Below are 18,518 nucleotides of genomic sequence, written 5' to 3'. Positions count from 1 at the left end.
GCCTACGGCAGCTTCACCGGGTCGGCGGACTTCGCATCGACCGCGGCGCCGAGGCCGAAGCCGCTGAAGGTCGCCGCGGGCGCACCGGAGATCGTCGCGGTCGTCGGCGAAGCGCTCGTGATCAGGCATTGCTGGAGCACGAACGACGAGAACGACCAGTCGTCACCGTCGAACTCGAGCAGGGTGATGTCGAACAGCGTCCCGTTCATGGCCAGCGCCGTGAGCGCACCGACGACGTTGCCGATCGCCTTGACGGTCATCGAGAAGTTGATCGATGGCGGCGAGAAGATCGCCCCGATGTGCGTCGCCTCGAGCGAGTGCAGCGCCTCGGCGTTGAGCGAGAACGACGGACTGAACGTGTCGATCGGCGAGATCGTGACCGCTTGCCCGCCTTGAGGCGTGTATTGGACGGCGAGCCGGGTGTTCCACTCGGGCACGATGGCCTCCTCAGAACTTGGCGACGAGGGTGAGGACGAGCTTGCTGACCGCCGGGCCGTAGAAGATCGTCGTGACGAGATCGACGGTGCGGTTCTCGCGCGCCGTCTTGAGAATCGCGCTGTCGGTGGCGGTGCGAGCGGGCTCGGGGATGCTCAGCACGTCGAGCACCGGGATCGAGATCAGATAGTCGTCGATCACCGCGGCGCGCTGCAGGACGCCGAGGATGCCGTCGACCTGGGTGCGCAGTAGCGTCATGCCGGGCTTGGTGATGCGAGCGTCACCGACCAGGCCGATCAGCCCGGCGCGCAGGCGGAACTCGATGTCGTCGAGCGTGCGCACGAGATCGATCCACTGGTTGTCGGCGCCGAACAGGTAGCCGTCGCCGAAGTGCAGCGACTCGCCCGCGATCAGCGCCGGGTCGATGATCGGGATCACCTTCGCCTCGGCGAGCTTGGCAATCTCCCCCGGCGCGTATTGCTGCGGGATCGGCATCGTGACGCCGTTGATCTTCTTGAGCACGACGCTGTAGTGCGGCGGCAGGCTCGCGACCGCGGCCATGCCCGCGGTCGCGATGTCACCGTTCGCGCCGCGGGCGGCGAGCAGGACCATCCGGTTGGTCGAGCTCTTCAGCGGCTCCGACGTCGCCAGCACGTCGGCCACGTAGGTCGTGTTCTTGGCGGTTGCCGGGTCGACCATCGCGAAGCCGATCTGCCGCTGCCCGCCGGCGGACATCGTCTCGACGTGGGCCTTGAGCGCGAGCAGGCCGGTGGGCGGGTCGGCGGTGCCGACATCGACCTCGTTCGCGAGAGAGACCATCGTCACGTCGTCCGCGGCCTCGAGTCCCGCGAGCGCCGCCGCGTAGTCGTCGCCCTGCACGCGAACGCCGTAGATCTTCGACGGCCGCGGGTCCTGCAGCATCGCGAGGACGAGCGACTTGTAGAGCGTCGTGGCGACCACCGCGCCGTCGCCGTCGCGTTGGGCGAACAGCGTCGCCGCATCGTCGAGTGTGTCGACGCGCTCCGGATGGTTCGGAGTCGCGGTGCCGCCGCCGTCGCCGTCCGGCGTCTTGCCCACCACCGCCACGACCCCGGGCGCGCGCTGCACCACCGGCGGCGGTGGGGGAACGACCTTCACCTCGACGTAGGGATAGGCAGCGACGGCCATGAGCTCTCTCCAGGGGTTGTCAGATCAGTCGACGGTCACGAGGGCGATGCCCTCCCGGGCCAGCCATTGCGCCGCGGCACGCGCCCGCGCCGCGCGCCGCTGCACGTCGTTCATCGCGGGCGTCCCGCCCGGCCAGCCGTCGTCCGCGAAGGCCAGCCTCGGGACGATCCACACCACCGCGACTGGCTGACGGCGGCGAACGTCAGGCTCCACGGGGCGCTCGAGACCGAGGTCCTGCACCTGCTCGCGGACCATCCGGCTGTCGGCGAGCGCCTCGGCGATTGAGAATCCCTTGTCGCGGATCAGCACCGCGCCGGCGAACGGGAGCGCCCGTGGAGTCGCGGGTCCACCGGACGGTGGGCTGAAGCGCAACTGCACGGACGCAGGCTGGACCTGCTCGCGCAGCTGCTCGACCAGGTCACCGGCACTCGCCGCGCCCACTCCCACCAGGAGCCGGTCGAACGCCTGCTCTGTGAACGCGTCGGGCTGGTCGAGCCCTGCCCGCACCCGTGTCAGGAGGCGCTCGCGACGCTCGCTCTCCAACGCCGCGGGGTCTCCGGGTAGCGCACCGAGGTCCGCGGCGATCTCCCGGTCGACGTCGAGGCTGGGCAGAGCGACCTCGACCGATTCGACCGTTTCCAGCGCGTGGCTCGTGCGGACGACGATCGCGCCGCGCCAGAGCGCGTCGACCCGCAGCGGTGACAGGTCCGCGAGCCCGTGCACCTGTACACGCAGCTCTCGCCGCTCCGCGCCGGTGGCGTCCGCCCACTCGCCGGTGACCGTCGCACGGCGGGTGGCGACGTAACCGAGCCGCACTTCGTCGAACAGCGGCGTGAACGGAGGCGATACAGGCATCGCCTCGGTGTCGTACGTCGCGTTCACCAGCGACTCCATGGCCGCCGCATCGAAGAGGGCGGAGCGGGTGTCCGGATCAGCGAGCCGGACGATGACACCGTCAGCGAACTCCACGGTAGATCCCACCCCTATCCGATGCGCTCAATGCGTGTCAATGGAAGGTCCAGGTGGGTCGTTCGATCCAATTCGGTCGAGCAGTTAACTATTGCTGACCTTCTCCGTAGCACCAGGTAATGGACGATCAATGCTGCGTCGCACCGCCAGCGCGTCCGCGGAATCGTCCGTCGGTCGCGACGCCGCGCTGCCCCACGGCCCGGGACTCGAACAATTGAGGAGGCACCATTCGGTGCGCGCCATGCTAAGGTGCACCGATCGGTTCACTATCAGCAACACTGGACGGCACGTTCTTCGCCCTCTCGGACCCCACGCGACGTGGGATCCTCGAGCGTCTCGGGCGCGGGCCGGCCACGATCAGCGAGCTGGCGCGGCCGTTCGGGCTGACGCTGAACGGGGTCAAGAAGCACGTCGGGATCCTCGAGCGTGCCGATCTCGTGACCACGGAGAAGGTGGGGCGCGCGCGTCAGTGCCGCCTCGGCGCGGCGGACATGGCGGAGGCCGGCGCCTGGATCGAGACCCACCGGCAGGTCTGGGAGCAGCGCATGGATCGCTTCCAGCGCTACGCGGAGGAGCAGGCGTGAACCTCGAGTTCGAGCGTGTGATCGCGGCCCCACCCGAACGGGTCTTCGACGCCTTCACGAGCCCCGGCGGCCAGCGTGAGTTCTACGGCCAGGACGACCCGGGCTGGATCGTGGAGTCGCGCTGCGACCTGCGCGTCGGCGGCGTCTGGTCGATCGCGTTCGGCCCGTCGCGAGGCGAGCTCTACCACCACCGCCACGTGTTCGAGGCGATCGAGCGCCCGCGCCGGATCGTGATGACGACGACCGAGACCCGCCTCGACGGCTCGAGCTTCCAGACCGCGCTGGAGTTCGAATTCGCGCCGCGCGACGGCGGCACGCTGATGACGATGCGCCAGTCCGGGTTTGAGAGCGAGGCGCTGCGCGACGAGCACACCCGCGGGCTGCCGAACGCCTTCGCCCGCCTCGCCCGATCGATTGAGAGGAGCTAGATGTCCCGTTCCGTTCTCTACATGTCGATGTCGCTCGACGGCTTCATCACCGGGCCCGACGACGACGCCTCGCAGGGCCTTGGCCGCGGCGGCGAACGCCTGCACGCGTGGCTCGGCGAGAGCGACGAACGTCCGATGTTCCATCCCCCGGGCGCCAGCGGCCAGGTCTTCGGCGAGCTGCTGGCGACGGGCGCGGTGCTCGTCGGCCGGCGCACGTTCGACCACGCGGGCCAGTGGGGCGGCGACCACCACGACGGGGTCCCGATCTTCGTTCCGACGCGGGGAGCGCCGGGCGAGCCGGCCTCCGACGGCGTTCACTACGTCACGGACGGGATCGAGAGCGCGATGGCCCAGGCGAAGGCGGCCGCGGGCGACCGCAACGTGCTCGTGCACGGCGCGAGCACGGCCCAGTCGTGCCTGGAGGCCGGTGTGCTGGACGACCTCGAGATCCACCTGATTCCGCTGCTGCTTGGCGCGGGCCGCCCGCTGTTCGGCGCACTCGGCGACCCTCAGGCGCTCGAGCTGACCCGCGTCATCGACGCTCCCGGCGTGACACACCTCCACTACCGCGTGACGGCATGAGCGCCTTCCGCCAGTAACCGGCCAACCTTTCTCCAATCGGGCGGGTCTTGACATTCGCATCCGTCAACGACCCGAAAGGTGCACCATGTTCAACCCGCTCCGCAGCACCAATGCCGCCAAGCGCCGCGTCGGCCTTCCCGCGGTCGTCGCGCTTGCCGCACTGGCCGTCTCGGCGCCGGCGATGGCGACGCCGATCCCGACCACGGCCGGACCGGCGCCGACGACGACGGTCGGCCTGCCCGGGGCGACAACTCAAGGGATCATCATGCGCGACGGCGGCGTGTGCGACCCCATCCGCCACATGGGCTGCTGACTCGTAGCCGTTCGTCACATCTCGGGGGCGGGACCGAAACTCCCTGATGAGTGAGCGAGCGACTCGACCAGCCTGAGGCGTTTGCGGCGTTCTACCGCGAGCACGAGCGACTGCTGCTCGGGTTCTTCATGCGCCGGACCGGGCAGCCCGAGCTGGCGGCGGACCTCACGGCCGAGACGTTCGCCGCCGCACTCGTCAGCGTGCGCAAGTTCGATCCCGCGCGCGGACCGGCGGTCGGGTGGCTGCTGGGGATCGCGGCCAACCAGTTCCGCAAGGCGTGCGAGAAGGGCAGCGTCGAGGACCGAGCGCGACGCCGGCTCGGGATGCCCACGATGGTGCTCGAGGACGAAGCGCTGAAGCGGATCGAGCGGATCAGCGGCGACGAGCGGGTGCAGCAACTGCTCACACACCTCCCGCCCGACCAGGCGCTCGCCATCCGCGCTCGCGTGATCGACGAGCGCTCCTACGGCTCGATCGCCGCTGAGCTGCGGTGCTCGCCGAGCGTCGTGCGTCAGCGGGTCAGCCGCGGGCTGGCGACGTTGCGGTCGATCGCGAAGGAGTCCGAATGAGCGAACTGCCGTTTCTGGAGAACGCGCTGCGCGACGCGGCGCGCCGCCGGCGAACCCGGCGGCGGGTGGTGCCGACGGTCGCAGTGCTGGTGATCGCGCTGATCGCCACCGCGACCGCCCTCTCGTTCACCGCCCGCGACGACGAACGCGTCGCGACGCCGCCCAAGCCGTGGCCGGCCGTCGTCCGTCACGGCGCGGTGATCAGCCTGCCGCCTGGCTGGGAGCTCGCGGACAAGAGCCTGACCCCCCATCTGAAAGCCCCGCGTGAGCTGTTCTCGGCCGCGACGTTCCCGCTCGCCTACCGCCAGGGCCGCTGCAACCACCAGCCCGACGGCGCCGCGCGGCGCATGACCGCGCGCGACGCGTTCGTCACGGTGCAGGAGGGCGCCGCCGGCGCTCCTCCGCGGCCCGCGCATTTCGCGCCGTCGAAGCCCAACTCTTTCGAAAGCTGTCTCGCCGACCGCGCGGACGTCGAGGGCTACCTCTTCCAGTTCGCCGACGCCGGCCGCTCCTTCTACGCGATCGTCTGGGTCGGCACCCAGGCGTCGAAGCAGACCAAGGACCAGACGTTCGCGCTCCTCGATCATCTGCGCTTCCGAGCGAAGTAGCCAACGCGAGGCGGGAGCGGTTCAGTGGTCCCCCGAAATCCACCGATGAGCGATGAGTTCACGCGAGGGGGTAGGTCTGTACCGACGTGAGCGATAGAAAAGTGGTTCTCAAGATGGTCATGTCCCTCGACGGGTTTGTCACCAGCCCCGACGGGACCCATGAATGGATGTTCGAGTGGTTCGGCGGCGACTCGGGCGAGTGGAACCGCCGCGCGCTCGAGGAGGCCGGCGTCCACGCGATGGGCCGCCGCAGCTACGAGATCATGGGCCCGCACTGGGCCGCGTCCGAGGGGCCGATCGCAAGCGCGATGAACGAGAAGCCGAAGGCGGTCTTCTCCCGCACCCTCGAGAAGGCGGAATGGGGCCCGGCCGAGATCTTCGGCGGCGACCTGACCGCGGCGATCGCGGACTTGAAGGCTCGCGACGACGAAGGGACGGTCCTGGTCCACGGCGGCCCCGGCTTCGCCCAGTCGCTGACCCGTCTGGGCCTCGTCGACGAATACCAGCTGACGACGGTCCCGATCGCGATCGGTGCGGGGCGCAGCCCATTCGCCGAGCTGGGAGAGCACCTGAAGCTGGACGTCGTCGAGGAGGAACGCTTCCGGAGCGGAGCCCTCGCGCAGATCCTGGTGCCGAAGCGATGAGCGCCCGCCGACGAGAGTGTTGATCGTGGGCTGCGGGAGCAGCCGAGCGCCGTGTCTCCGGTTCGTCGAGAGATGATCGGCCCGTGAATTCGGTCTTCGCCCTATCGCTGCCGGATCCGGATCGTCTTCAGATCCGGCTTGACGGTGACGGTGATCCCGCCTTCGCCGTCGGGTGGGGCCAGGCCGATGTACGCGCCACGGCGCTGGAACCGGCTGCCGGGCACGCATCCGACGCCTCGTTCGGCATCGGGATGGTCCGTCAGCGGGTCGGGGACGCTGAGGCACCACTCGGCACCCTTGCGGGTCAGGAGCACGTGACCTTCGAGGCCGCGGACCTCCCAGGCGCGGACGACCCGGTGGCTGTCGTCGAGCAGACTGAGCGCCTCCTTCAGGCTGGAATCGTCGGGCGCGACGGGCGTTGCGCGCAAGTCCTTCGGGTCGAGCTTGGGCATCACGCGCGGGGTCCCGGCGGGCGACGGCGCAACGGTCGGCGTGAACGTCGCCGTAGGCGTGAACGTCGCCGTCGGCGTGGCCGGGACCTCGTCGGCGGGCTGCGTGCCGTCGCGTTGCCCGATGAGGATCAGGGCGGCGGCGACCGCGGCGACGGCGATCAGCGCGGGGACGAGCGGCCGGCGGCGACGCCGATAGCGGCGCTCCGCGGTCTCGCGCAGGCTCTCGCGCAGCGTGGGCAGCAGCTCGCTCATCGCTCCTCCAGGACGTCGCGCAGCGTCGCGAGCCCGCGGCTGACGCGCTTGCGCGCGACCAGCTCCGAGCAGCGCAGCCGCGCGGCGATCACGTCGTAGGGCTCTTCGTCGAGGACGCGCGCTCGGACCGCCTCGGCCTGGGATGGGGGGAGCGCCGCGAGGAGCTCGTGCGCGGGCTTGGTGTCGAGCGCGTCGACGCGCTCGAGCTCCTCGTCGTCGAACTCGAGCCGCTGGGCGCCAAGCCGACGGCGGGCGCGGTCCTCGACGCGGCCGCGCTCGATCGACCGCAGCAGCTTGTGGCGGGCGATCCCGAGCAGCCAGGCGACCGCGGGCGTCTCACCGGGCCGGAAGCGCTTCGCAGACGCAAGCGCGGCGACGAACGTCTCGGCGGTCAGGTCGACGGCGAGTTCGGCCGACGTCGTGCGGCGGCGGAAGTACGCGACCACAAGCCGCTCGTGACGCACGTAGAACACATCGAACGCGGCCGGCCGCTTCGGCGTCAGGCGCAGCAGCTCCTCATCGCTCAACTCCCTCACACCCGGATCCTCCGGTTCGAGCCGCGCTTGTGACCGAGCAATCGGCCAGGTCCCCCCACCCGCAGGCGCGCTCCTAGCCGACATAACGCTTGTGCCGCTGACGCCGAACATCCGTTGAGCCATGAGCCATTGTTCAGGAAGTTCACAGGCAATGAGCTAGATTCGCTTGTCGTGAATTGGACGAGATCTTTCCTTCTTGCCGCGTTGGCGGCTGTGGTCCTGCCGGCGTCGGCGTCGGCCGCGACGGTCGAGCGCGTCGGCAACGAGATCCACTTCGTCGCCGCGGCCGGCGAGACCAACATGCCGAGCTACGGCATCGCGTCGGGCATCCTCATCGTGCGGGAGTACGACAACCCGGTGCAAGCCGGCGCCGGATGCACGGTACGGCCGGGCTCTTCCGACGAGGGAGGCTCGGTGCAATGCCCGGCCGACGGCGTGACGCAGATTCGCTTCGACCTCGGCGACAAGAACGACCGGTTCTCAGGAGACGAGGAAGACAGGAAGCTGGCGGTGCAGGCGTACGGCGGCCCCGGCGACGACGCGCTCTATAGCGGGTCAGGAAACGACCTTCTCGACGGCGGTGACGGCCGCGACAGCCTCAACGGTGGGCCGGGCAAGGATGTCGTGCTCGGCGGTGCCGGCAACGACAGTCTCAGCGACGGCGATTCCGACGGCGATCGCGTCGATGGCGGAGCCGGTGATGACAATCTCACCGGCGGCGTCGGCAACGACTCCCTTCAGGGCGGCTCGGGCGACGACAACTTGACCGGCGGCGACGGCGACGACGCGCTCGACGGCGGTTCCGGAGACGACAGCCTCGACGGTGGTCGCGGTGACGACCGGCTGACGGGCGGGCCCGGCGACGACGATGTCCTCGGCGGCCGTGGAGCGGATCGCATCGACACCGCAGACTCCCAGGCAGAGCACACGCTGACCTGTGGCCAGGGCAGCGACCACCTCATCGCCGACGCGCATGACGCCATCAACGTCGACTGCGAGGCATTCGAAGTTGCACGCCTGAGCACCACAACCGCGAGCGTCTCGCTCCCGGTGGCCTGTCCCGAGGGCTGCACGTCAGGACGGGTCGTGCTCACCGTCGCGGGCCGGCGCCTCGGTGAGGGCAAGGTTGGCCGCAGCGCCGCCCGCGTGCGCTTCACACGCCGGCTGACGAAGGGACGCCACGGCAACGTGCGGGTCACGATCGTGGCCCGCGACAGCGCCGGCCGCACCTACCGCAGCCGCGGGCGCTGCACCCTCCGCACCCGCTGACCCGACCAGCCCATCAGCCGTCGCGCCCGGATCCGCACCGGGCGCGACGCGCTCGACACTTCGCGTCCGCGTGGATCGAGAGCGTAGTGCCGGATACCGGGTGTTTGTCGCCTGTGATCGAGCCGATCTAGAGTCGGGCCGATGGAGTCGGTCCGCCGCCCGCGTGCGGCGCACTCCCCGATGGACCCGCAGCGCCCGCGCCGGCACGCGCCGCGCGCCGATCTGGCGGTGCTGGGGCTCCAGCGGTCGGCCGGCAACCACGCCACGGCGGCGCTGCTGCAGCGTGCGCTCAAGCCCGCGTTCGCGCAGCAGCCGGTCTGGTATGCGCCGTTGCACCAGCTCGCGCAGGAGTACAACGACCTCCGCGGGGCGAAGGAGCTGTGGGGGATCCTTCCCAAGTGGGCCATGAAGAATCCGGCAGAGGCCCGACAGGCCGCGCTGGCCAAGCTCGGAGAGGTCGAGCGCTGGGTCTATGGCTGGTTTCGTCAGCGTGAGAACCAGGACCGGACCGCCGATCCGGAGTGGGCGCCGATGCGGGCGTTCCTCAACCAGCTCCAGACGGAACGCGACGGCCTGGTGGCGCTCGCACTGAGCGATGGCGGCGATCCGCCACTGGCCAACTTCGCTCAGTTGCAGGGCGGCGAGCAGCAGCAGGTCCGGGAGATCTGGAACGAGCTGATTCGCGAGAAGTCGGGTGACATCGACCTCAGGATGGGCCTCGCCGTCGACGGCGCCGACAAGGCCGCCCGGATCCGCCTCCTGGCTGACTTCTCGCGCCTGCTCGAGACCGAGACCGGCAGGATGGTGGTCGGCGGCCTCAGCGGGGAGCAGCCACGGCTGACGGTCACGCCGGCCAAGGGCGCGAAGTTCGTGGCGTCGCCGGTCAACGAGGCGTACGAGGGCCTGACCGTGGGCGCTCCGCCGAAGGCGACCGAGCAGTTCGTCTCCCTCGTCCTGGACGGTCTGTCCGTGCAGCAGCGCAAGGTGGCGATCAACGACGCCCGGGTCCGCAATCCGGACGCCCGTGGCGTCTCGCTGACCACTGCCGCCGACGGCACGCTGCACTTCCGCTTCAACACGGGCACCGGGTCCAACGTCACGGTCCCCTCGGGCGCGCAGGACACCTCGGATCAGGGGTCGAGCCTGGCACTCGGGACGAACGACTTCGCGATCATCGCCCCGACGTTCGTCAGCCTCGGTCACGAGCTCGGGCACGCGCTTCGCTCGCTGCACGGCATCACCGCCAAGGACGACGAGGCCACCGACGCGATGCTCGCCCACGCGTTCAAGAACGTGGTGGTGGGCGATCGCAAGGAGGAGTTCTTCAACATCGACGTGATCGAGAACCGGATTCGCGCGGAGGCCGGACTGTCGCTGCGCGGAGCACACGCCGACTGGTCCGGCACCGAGCTGGCGCGCATGTTCGACGTCGCGCAGGCGATCAACCTCGCGGCCACTAACGCCCACCAGCTGGCGTCGGCACAGCTCGGGCAGGAGATCGCGCAGCTGAGGATCGCGGCCGATGCGCTGACCGACGGCCTACGCGATGCCCTGGAGCGCCGCCGGAAGCGCAAGATGCCGCCCAGCGTCGACGAGATCCTTGCGTTGCGCCTGTCCGCGGCCACGATGCGCCAGCAGGCGACCAACCTGGAGCAGCGCGCGACGGTTATCGGGCAGCAGCAACAGAACGTCGTCGCGCTCAAGCCGCTGCCGCAGCGGTTGTGACCGGCTACGGGGCGAACATCTCGGCGGCCAGGCCGCGGGCCAGCAGGGTCGGCAGGAGCACCAGCGCGACGACGAACTGCGGCAGGGCGGACGGGCCGTCGTGGACGACGATGCCGATCGGGACTGCGCCGGTGGCCATGGCGACCAGCGGCCAAAGCACGATCCAGCCGAAGATGAAACCGACGCTCATGCCGCTCGAGTCGCCGTAGGTGAAGGCGAGCAGGCTCGGTGGGAGTGTCCCGCCGCGGCGGCTCGAGAGCGCGGCGCAGAGCGTGATCGAGGGGGTGGCGAGCACGGCGAGAAGCGCGGCGGCGCCACCGTGGTCGGGCAGCGCGCCCGCCGCGGCGCAGCCGGCGATCGCCAGCAGCGCGCCGATCACGACGACCACCAGCGGGACGAGCGCGTGCTGGACCAGCACCTTGCCGATCGGCGCGCGCAGGAGCACGCGGACGCGTCCGGGCTTGTCGACCTCGGCCCGCAGCGGCTCGAGGAGCCGTGAGGCGCCGGCGTAGATCGTCAGCGCCCCGGCGCCGACGGCCACGGGATGAGCGCCGTTGATGAGGCAGATCGCAGTCCCGCCTGCGGCCAGTACAAGTGATTCGCCGAGCCGTTGCGGGACGGCCAGCGCGGCGATCGCGTCACGCCAGGCGACGGCCAGGCGCGGTGACCGCGGCGGCTTGAGGCGGTTGGCGCCGCGCGCGGCGACGGGCCCGGCGCTCACCGCCGTGAGGCTGCGCCGGACGTAGCGGGCGTTCATGGAGTACATGGCCGCGACCGCGCCGCCGCGGGCCTCGGCGCGCAGGAGGTGGCGCTCGGTCGGCGTCGCGCCGCGGCGGCGGACGGCGAGCGCGGTGATCGCCGCGGTGAGCGCGGCCAGCAGCACGACGGCGACCGGCCACGCCGCGGCTGTCCCGGCCAGCGGCTGCACAGCCCACCCCCACGGTCCCGACCACAGCGCTATGTGACGCCCCGCCGGCGAGGAGTCCGCGAGCACGACCAAGCCGGCCGCGACCACGACCGAGGGCCAGGCGGCACGGCGCGTAGCGCGGTCGACGCGCGCGGAGCCCGCCACGAGCGCCGCGCCCACGACGCCGAGTAGGCCGAGGATCGCGATCGCGACCACGAAACCCGCCGCGCGCACCGCGTCGACCCCGCGATGGTCGCCGGCGACACCGACGACGACGAGCCCTGCCACGACCGCGGCCGCGCCCGTCCACATCAGCAACCCCCGGATCAGGCGTCCCAGGACCAGCTCCGCGCGGCGTAGCGGCGCGCCGAGCAAGTGGGTGATATCGGCCACGCTGAAGACCACCGGACCCTGGACCGCGCCCCAGCGCATCACCGCCAGCAATGCGACGAGCGCGATCGACGGTCCCCAGATGCCAACCGCGTGCGGCGTCGCGACCTCCGAAAGCGCCGCGCTCGCCGTCCCATAGACCAACGGTCCGCCGATCGCCAGCGTGATGAACACGTAGTACGCGGGCTCCAGCCGCTTCAGCAGCGACGGCGGCGCCTGCACGACGTGCCAGAAGCGACGGATGTCCCGGACGCGCGTCCGGCCGCCGGCGGCGACGAGCTCAGGCATCGGCCGGGAGCCAACCGCGCTCGGCGGCGCGCTTGCGGACCGCGGCCCACGGGCCGTGGTCGAGCACCTCACCCTCGCCGAGGACGATCGCGCGATCGGCGACGCCATCGGCGAACGCCATCTGGTGCGTCGTCAGCAGGATCGCGGTCCCGCTCGCCTTGGCGTCGAGCAGCAACTCGACCAGCAGCGCCTGCGACGGCGGGTCGAGACCGACCACGGGCTCGTCGAGGACCAGCAGCTTCGCGGGCCGGATCAGCGCACACGCCAAGCCGGTCTTCTGCTTGAGGCCGCGCGACAGCTCAGCGGGCAAGAAGTCGGCGCGATGCGAGAGACCGAGACGCTCCAGAAGCCCGTCGATCCGCTCCTCGATCCCGTCGTCGTTGACGCCGTGCGCGAGCGCGACGAGCGACAGGTGCTGCCGGACCGTGAGGTCGTCGTAGAGCATCGGCGCGTCGGGAACCAGCGCCAGCGCGGCGCGAGCAGCTTCGGCGTCCGGCTCGCTGTGCGGATCGTGGCCGCAGACCCGCACGGTGCCCTCGGTCGGCTCCAACAGCCCCGAGATCGTCCGGACCGCGGTGGACTTCCCCGAGCCGTTGGCGCCGATCAGCGCCACGCACTGGCCGGGCTTGAGCTCGAGGTCGAAGTGAGCAAGGCCGACGAGACGGCCATAGTGGCGGGCGAGCCCGGTGACCTGCAGGGGGATCGCGTCGGGAGCGATCGTCTCGGCGGCGGGCACTCCCACCAGTCTGACAACTGCCGCGCCCCGGGGACGATCGAGCGCGCGCAGGTCGAGGACATCGCTTACCGGGTGACCGGCAAGGGGTCACACAGCCCGACCAGGCTGATCTCCGGAAGCCGCGCCGGCGAGGTTGGCACGCGCGGTCAACGTGTCCGGGTGCTCGGAGCCGAGGAGCCGCTCGTACTCCGCGACCACCGTCTCCTGAAGGGAGACGGCGTCGGCGAAACGCTTCGCCGACCAGTAGGACGCCGCGAGGTTGGCGCGCGCTCTCAGCGTGTCGGGGTGCTCGGAGCCGAGGAGCCGCCCGAGGTCGGCCAGCACGGCTTCCTGAATCGGGATGGCATCGGCAGTGCGCCCGGCCGATCCGTACGCGTTCGCGAGATTCCCTCGAGTCCGCAACGTGTCGGGGTGCTCGGAACCGAGGAGCCGGTGCCGCGCGGCCAGGAGCGCTTCCTGAAGAGCGATGGCGTCAGCGGTGCGTCCTGCCGACCGGTAGGTGCCGGCCAGTTCGGCGCGAGCCCGCAGGGTGTCGGGGTGGTCCGGCCCGAGCACCCGCTCGAGGTCGCCAAGCACTGCTTCTTGCAGCGCGACCGCATCGGCGATCCGCCCGGCCGACCGGTAGGAGCCGGCGAGGTCGACGCGCGCCCGGAGCGTGTCGGGGTGCTCAGGACCGAGCACTCGCTCGAAGCTGGAAAGCACGGTTTCCTGAAGTGCGATCGCCTCGGCGATCCGCCCCACCGACCCGTAGGAGTATGCGAGGTCGGCTCGCGCGGCGAGCGTGTCGACGTCGTTGGTGCCGAGAAGGCGCTCACGGCCGGCGAGCACCGTCTCTTGGAGGGTGATGGCATCTGCCGTTCGGCCGGCCGATCCATACGCGGCGGCGCGCAGGGCGACGGCCCCGAGCGTGGCCGGGTCCTCCGGGCCGAGCCTCCGCTTCGCCACGCTTTCCGCGATTTCCGCCAGTTCGATCGCGCGTGTGTGGTCACCGGCGTGCAGGAGGTACTCACTGGCGCGGCAGGCCAGCGCCACCGGTCCGATCGGAGGGAGGATGTCTCCGGCGGCGCGAGCGAACGCTCGGACGTGAGCGACGAGCGGCTCGCACACCGGCCAGGACGAGGGCACAGTGCTCTCGGCCGGGAACGTCGCATCGAGCGCTCGCAGGGCCGCTGCCGCCGCGGCATGGTCTCGCCGTTCGATCGCGTCCTCGCGCACGACCTTCTGCAACAGTAGGTGCACGGTCACGCCAGTCGGCTCCGCGTCGACCAAGGAGAAGCGGTGCAATGTCCCGATGGCCTCTCGTAAGACACGGCCTTCGCGAACATCCCTTGGATCGGCGAGCAATCCCGCGAACAACGAAGCCGGGACGAGGTCCGGCGCCAGCCATGCCGCGAAGTCCAGGACGCGTGGCGCCAGGGTCGCATGGCCTGCGGCGGCGGCGATCGAAGCCTGCCAGGTCGACGCGACGGTTCGCTCGTAAAAGACCTCGCGACTCGACTCGAACAGCTCTCGGGCCGGCAGCCCGTCGAGCATCTCGCGGTACTCGTCGAATGACGCTCCTTCGGCGCAATACGCCCCGGCGTGCGCCAACGCGAGCGGCAAGCCACCAAGCGCGTGTGCGAGCCGGCGTGCTCCAGCACGGTCCTCCGGCCGGCCGGCCCGGTTCACCAGGACCTCCGCGCCCGTATCGTCACCGAACGCATCCAGCGCCAGCATGCGACCGAACTGCTCGAATCCCCGATGCCTGGAGGTCACGAGCACCCGGCCCAGTCCCGAGGTCGGCAGCAATCCAACCAGCACCTCGGGTGAGGCGACGTCGTCGTAGACCACCAACCACGGCTCCTGCGCGGCGCGCAGCCAGGCGAGCACGCGCTCCACGGCGTCCGCTGGGGCGAGACCATCCGCACCGACGCCCAACTCGCCGGCCAGGCGCGCGAGATCACTGACGCCTCCATCGTCGGCCCGGATCCACGCCACAACGTCGTACTCGCCGAGGTGCTCATGCACGTAACGAGCGGCCAGCTGCGTCTTGCCGAGCCCACCGAGCCCCGTGATCGTCTGCGTGACAATGGCGTCGTCGTCGGTGGCGAACGCCCGCTCGAGCTCGCTGAGCTCCGCCAGGCGTCCGCTGAACAACGCGGCTTGATGCGGGATGCCGAAGCGCACGCCGCGCCCCGGGAAGACTGGAGCCGCGGCGCCCGGGAAGCCCGGCGCGATCTGCGGCTTGATTCGCGTGGGCGCGCGGGCGAATTCGCGCAACAGACGGTCCCGCGCGACGGCTTCGTCGAGGCCCACCAGATCGGTGTAGATCTCGGCGCCGAGGATGCCTGTCACCGGGACCTCGCGGACGCGGACGATTCGCAGCGATCCTCCCGCAATCGCGGCGTAGAGCTCCTTCATCGTGAAGGTCGACCGCAGGTAGTCGGGCGACAGCACCGCGAGCGTGACCTCACACCGTTCGCTCGCTTCGTGCATGAACTGGACGAAGTTCATGCCCGGCAGCGCGTCCCAGGCCTGGAGCTTGGTCGGATGGCCGGCAGCCTCGAGCTGCCACGCGATCCACTCTGCCCACGCCCGATCCGCTTGTGTGTAGCTCACGAAGGCGTGCGCGGCGTGCTCAGCCACAGCCTTGACCCGAGCCCCGTCTACGCCACCGAGGGAGGATGGAAGACCGTGTGCTCCCGCATCCGGAGACCCTCGAGTGGAGCGCGCAGCGGCATGCTGAAGGCTGCGCTCACATCCGGGTTTCTTGCGGCCTTCGCGATCAAGCGGTCCAGCCGTGTATTGAAGGCCCGCACGCGCGGCCCCGGGATGAAGTCTGTGGTCTGCCAAGTCCGGGTCGGGTGCTCGTGCGTCCTGGTGACGGACCGAGTACCCGGATGAATCGCGGGGGGCTGCGGATACGTGATGACCCATTGGCCGCCCGGACCGAGCCCCGCGCGTGCCGTCTCGGTCATCGATCCCGCTGCCGGCGCCAGCGAGATGGCCAGCACCGTCAGGAGCAGGGCGCTACGGCGCCACACGCCTGCGAGACGCCGGGTCGCGATGCGATCGGCGGTTCGGACTGGGCGGGATTGCGGTTCCGTCGGTGCTCACTCCCTCGGGTCTGAAGCGACCCTTCTGAACGACGCTACGCCTACCACAGCACGCCTGGTCTCCGATAGACGAGTGAGCCCGAAGTCCCTCGTGACGTGCGTGGCATAACGCTCTAGACAGAGCTTGCGGTTAGCCACCGTGATACGTAGTTGTCATCCTCGTGACGGGCACGACCGCGATCCGGCGCTCGGTGGCGGCGGGCGCGTAGAACAGGAAGAGCTGGATGTAGCGCTTCCCGAGGAGCGGGTCCACGTTCGCGCGAAAGCGCTTGCGGCCTTCGCCCTCCACGACGGTCCCGAGGAACGGATCCTCGAACGCCTTGTCGTCGGACGGGACCGCGATGATGCGCGCGTTGCGCAGCGGCCGGTCGGTGTGCCAGCTCACCGCGATCTTCTTCCCGCGCCGGACCGCCTTGAGGCCGAGGAAGCGCGGCAGCCGCGGGACGCGCAGCTTGGCGGTGACCGACCTGCGGGCCACCGTGCGCACGCCGGGCGCCCCGGCGAGCACCTGGACCGGCACGGAGTCCGGGCGCCGGAGCATGATCGGGTCGTAGTCGGGCAGGATCTTCAGGCGGCCCGAGCCGGCCGCCCGCAGCGAGTGCCGGCCGCTGATGCCGTCCGGGACCGTGGCGCGCACGTCGCAGGCGGCCGAGCAGCGAAACGGAATCGCGAGGCCGTGCGGAATCTGCACGACGCGGCCGATCTCGACCGCCGGCGCCGGCGGCTCCGGCGCGGCGGGAGCGCCCTCGATCGCGAGGTGCAGGCGATAGTCGCCGCCGCTGGAGACGTCCGACCACCCGATCGCGGGCCGGCCGTCCGCGAGCATCACCGGCGTGACGGAGTCCGCGTCGCGCAGCGGGCCGCTCAGCGCCTGGACGCCGCCCGGGAACGTCGCGACGGTCGCCGCGGTCCAGGTCAGCCCGCCGAGCGTGTGGGCCGGCGCCCACGTGAACACCGGTCGGCCGTCGGCGGCGAAGGCGGCCCGCGGAGCGCGCCCGTCGTCCTCGGCAGGGGCGCCTCCGTCGAAGTCCGCGAGCTCCTGCGCGTACGCGTGCACCGGCCTCGCGCCGACGCGCTCCGGCCGGCCGAACGGTCCCGGACCGTCGCGGCGGATCGCATACGCCTGGACGTCCGACAGGTCCAGCCACGCGACGATCGCGGCCCCGTCCGGCCGCAGCGCCGCCGTCGGGGAGCCCCCGAGCAGGGTCTCGGTGTAGCCGAGGTCGGCCACCTTCGCGAACGTGCCGCCGGGCGGGCGCTCCAGCACGGGCGTGTGCTCCGCCTCGTCGACGATCGCGAGCGCGCGGCCGTCCGGCGCGACGGTGACCGAGAACTGGTGAAGGCGGAGTTTCTCCGACAGACGCTGCGCCGGGCCGAACGGCGCTCCGGGCGCGGCCACGGCGCCGAAGAGCCGCTCGCGCAACGAGTCCTTGGCGCCGTCGGCGTTCCAGAGCGCGGTGACGGTGCCATCGTCCTGCATACCCAGCGCGATGTGCGGCGCCGCCAAGGAATACGTCTTCAGCGACTGCAGTTCGATCGGCGTGCCGAACGCACCGCCCGCGGGGCGGCGCGCGACCAGCAGGCGCGCAGCGTTGTCCGAGCCCGACAGCGTCGTGTCGGTCCACGCGACCACCGCGTCGCCCCCGGCCGAGACCGCCGCGACGGGGTTGTCGATGGAGTGGCCGTCGGCCTCGGCGATCGTCTGCGCGGGTCCCCAGGCGCCCTCCGGGTCGCGGACCGCGAAGGCGATCCCGTCATACGTCTGCTCGACCACGATCGCGGCCCCGCTCGGCTGCGCCATCGCGAGCGGGCAGTCGCCGAAGCCGTCACCGAGCGCGACATGCACCGGCGCGCCGAATCCGGACGCGGTCGCCTGCATGAACTCCGCCCCGCCCGGTGCCCAGCGCACCACCTCCCCCGGCGCGCCCGTCGCCCGCAGGCAGCGCGCGGGGCTCGTGACCGTGAGCGGCGACAGCTCGCCGAACTGCGCCGCAGAGGCGGCGGCCGGGGTCGCGGCGAGGACGAGCAGGGCGAGCGCGAGCCGGTACATGGACCGACTCTCCGCGAGACGCTCGCGGCCCGCAATCGGGGAGGGACCCCGAACTTTTCGGGCCGGAGTGGAAGTCTCATCGTCTCGGCGTAGCATCGGCTCGATCTGCGACCGGAGGAGGAGCGGCATGTTTGCGGTCATCGGACGCGTGAGGATCAAGACCGGAGCGGAGGAGCAGACCCGTTCGATGATCGCGGAGGGCGGCGTCTCGATGATCAAGGCCATGGCCGGATCCGGTTCCGCGTACTGGGCGAGAACCCTCGACGGAGACCTCATGCAGCACTCGTTCTGGCTCTTCGACACTGAGGCGAATGCACGCGTCGCGGAGGCGACATTCAACCGCCTGCGTGACATGCCCGACGCCCCCGCGACGTTCGTGAGCGTTGACGTCTGTGACGTCGTCGGTCAGGTGTAGCGCCGCGCGACGTCACCCGCACCCGCGCACGGAACGAACCCGGCTTGCCGCGCCTGGTCGCGCGGCGCACTCGGAACGTTGGCGGTTCCGTCCAGGCGGGGGCA

The 18,518-nt window shown here is 70.9% G+C and carries 19 protein-coding genes; 10 read left to right on the top strand and 9 right to left on the bottom strand.

Going from position 1 to position 18,518, the window contains the following annotated elements; genetic code table 11:
- Nucleotides 1–2 precede the first annotated feature (2 nt).
- Genes OM076_RS11265 through OM076_RS11255 form a run of 3 tightly spaced genes read right to left on the bottom strand, consistent with a single transcriptional unit; the run spans nucleotide 3 to nucleotide 2,571 of the window.
- Nucleotides 3–437 carry a hypothetical protein gene (locus OM076_RS11265; RefSeq protein WP_270039953.1) on the bottom strand — a complete coding sequence of 145 codons (435 nt, stop codon included), beginning with the start codon at nucleotides 435–437 and terminating at the stop codon, nucleotides 3–5.
- A gap of 10 nt (nucleotides 438–447) precedes the next feature.
- Nucleotides 448–1,602 carry a hypothetical protein gene (locus tag OM076_RS11260; RefSeq protein WP_270039952.1) on the bottom strand — a complete coding sequence of 385 codons (1,155 nt, stop codon included), beginning with the start codon at nucleotides 1,600–1,602 and terminating at the stop codon, nucleotides 448–450.
- Between the two features lie 24 nt (nucleotides 1,603–1,626).
- Entirely contained in the window at nucleotides 1,627–2,571 is a 945-nt protein-coding gene (locus OM076_RS11255; RefSeq protein WP_270039950.1) for a hypothetical protein, read from the bottom strand.
- A 257-nt stretch (nucleotides 2,572–2,828) separates the two neighbouring features.
- Between OM076_RS11255 and OM076_RS11250 the strand changes: the two genes are divergently transcribed.
- The 7 genes from OM076_RS11250 (at nucleotide 2,829) to OM076_RS11220 (ending at nucleotide 6,299) form a co-directional block, all read left to right on the top strand.
- Nucleotides 2,829–3,155 carry an ArsR/SmtB family transcription factor gene (locus OM076_RS11250; protein ID WP_308214340.1) on the top strand — a complete coding sequence of 109 codons (327 nt, stop codon included), beginning with the start codon at nucleotides 2,829–2,831 and terminating at the stop codon, nucleotides 3,153–3,155.
- Nucleotides 3,152–3,583, top strand: coding sequence for an SRPBCC family protein (locus OM076_RS11245; protein WP_270039949.1), 432 nt, complete (start codon nucleotides 3,152–3,154; stop codon nucleotides 3,581–3,583). Before OM076_RS11250 ends, OM076_RS11245 begins: the two co-directional genes overlap by 4 nt.
- Nucleotides 3,584–4,165: a dihydrofolate reductase family protein gene (locus OM076_RS11240; RefSeq protein ID WP_270039947.1), complete on the top strand. Its 582-nt coding sequence runs from the start codon at nucleotides 3,584–3,586 to the stop codon at nucleotides 4,163–4,165.
- A gap of 85 nt (nucleotides 4,166–4,250) precedes the next feature.
- Complete coding sequence (locus tag OM076_RS11235) at nucleotides 4,251–4,478, top strand: hypothetical protein (RefSeq protein WP_270039945.1); 228 nt, start codon at nucleotides 4,251–4,253, stop codon at nucleotides 4,476–4,478.
- 50 nt (nucleotides 4,479–4,528) lie between these two features.
- On the top strand, nucleotides 4,529–5,047 hold the full coding sequence (locus OM076_RS11230; RefSeq protein WP_270039943.1) for an RNA polymerase sigma factor: 519 nt from the start codon (nucleotides 4,529–4,531) through the stop codon (nucleotides 5,045–5,047).
- Complete coding sequence (locus OM076_RS11225) at nucleotides 5,044–5,655, top strand: hypothetical protein (protein WP_270039942.1); 612 nt, start codon at nucleotides 5,044–5,046, stop codon at nucleotides 5,653–5,655. The genes OM076_RS11230 and OM076_RS11225 overlap by 4 nt, the downstream gene beginning before the upstream one ends.
- An 86-nt stretch (nucleotides 5,656–5,741) precedes the next feature.
- Nucleotides 5,742–6,299 (top strand): dihydrofolate reductase family protein, encoded by a 558-nt coding sequence (locus OM076_RS11220; RefSeq protein ID WP_308214339.1) that lies wholly within the window; start codon nucleotides 5,742–5,744, stop codon nucleotides 6,297–6,299.
- 101 nt (nucleotides 6,300–6,400) lie between these two features.
- On the opposite strand, the gene OM076_RS11215 is transcribed toward OM076_RS11220, so the two are convergent.
- Nucleotides 6,401–7,003 carry a hypothetical protein gene (locus OM076_RS11215; RefSeq protein WP_270039940.1) on the bottom strand — a complete coding sequence of 201 codons (603 nt, stop codon included), beginning with the start codon at nucleotides 7,001–7,003 and terminating at the stop codon, nucleotides 6,401–6,403.
- On the bottom strand, nucleotides 7,000–7,539 hold the full coding sequence (locus OM076_RS11210) for an RNA polymerase sigma factor (protein WP_270039939.1): 540 nt from the start codon (nucleotides 7,537–7,539) through the stop codon (nucleotides 7,000–7,002). The genes OM076_RS11215 and OM076_RS11210 overlap by 4 nt, the downstream gene beginning before the upstream one ends.
- Before the next feature lie 129 nt (nucleotides 7,540–7,668).
- On the opposite strand from OM076_RS11210, the gene OM076_RS11205 reads away from it, so the two are divergent.
- Both OM076_RS11205 and OM076_RS11200 read left to right on the top strand, forming a co-directional pair.
- Nucleotides 7,669–8,808, top strand: a complete 1,140-nt coding sequence (locus OM076_RS11205; RefSeq protein WP_270039937.1) for a calcium-binding protein — start codon at nucleotides 7,669–7,671, stop codon at nucleotides 8,806–8,808.
- A 141-nt stretch (nucleotides 8,809–8,949) separates the two neighbouring features.
- A complete protein-coding gene (locus OM076_RS11200; protein ID WP_270039935.1) occupies nucleotides 8,950–10,533 on the top strand; it encodes a type III secretion system effector protein in 1,584 nt (527 codons plus the stop codon).
- Nucleotides 10,534–10,537: 4 nt separating this feature from the next.
- On the opposite strand, the gene OM076_RS11195 is transcribed toward OM076_RS11200, so the two are convergent.
- The 4 genes from OM076_RS11195 to OM076_RS11180 form a co-directional block, all read right to left on the bottom strand.
- Nucleotides 10,538–12,118, bottom strand: a complete 1,581-nt coding sequence (locus OM076_RS11195; RefSeq protein WP_270039933.1) for a hypothetical protein — start codon at nucleotides 12,116–12,118, stop codon at nucleotides 10,538–10,540.
- Complete coding sequence (locus OM076_RS11190; RefSeq protein WP_270039932.1) at nucleotides 12,111–12,854, bottom strand: ABC transporter ATP-binding protein; 744 nt, start codon at nucleotides 12,852–12,854, stop codon at nucleotides 12,111–12,113. Before OM076_RS11190 ends, OM076_RS11195 begins: the two co-directional genes overlap by 8 nt.
- 87 nt (nucleotides 12,855–12,941) lie before the next feature.
- Complete coding sequence (gene fxsT / locus OM076_RS11185) at nucleotides 12,942–15,770, bottom strand: FxSxx-COOH system tetratricopeptide repeat protein (protein WP_270039931.1); 2,829 nt, start codon at nucleotides 15,768–15,770, stop codon at nucleotides 12,942–12,944.
- Between the two features lie 309 nt (nucleotides 15,771–16,079).
- A complete protein-coding gene (locus tag OM076_RS11180) occupies nucleotides 16,080–17,999 on the bottom strand; it encodes a hypothetical protein (protein ID WP_270039929.1) in 1,920 nt (639 codons plus the stop codon).
- A gap of 127 nt (nucleotides 18,000–18,126) precedes the next feature.
- Here OM076_RS11180 and OM076_RS11175 point away from each other — a divergent pair, with 127 nt between their 5' ends.
- A complete protein-coding gene (locus OM076_RS11175; protein ID WP_270039927.1) occupies nucleotides 18,127–18,414 on the top strand; it encodes a hypothetical protein in 288 nt (95 codons plus the stop codon).
- The last annotated feature ends 104 nt before the right edge of the window (nucleotides 18,415–18,518 follow it).

The organism is Solirubrobacter ginsenosidimutans (assembly GCF_027587205.1).
The sequence above is the reverse complement of the archived record's forward strand: the minus strand, read 5'-3'. Positions and strand labels throughout refer to the sequence as shown.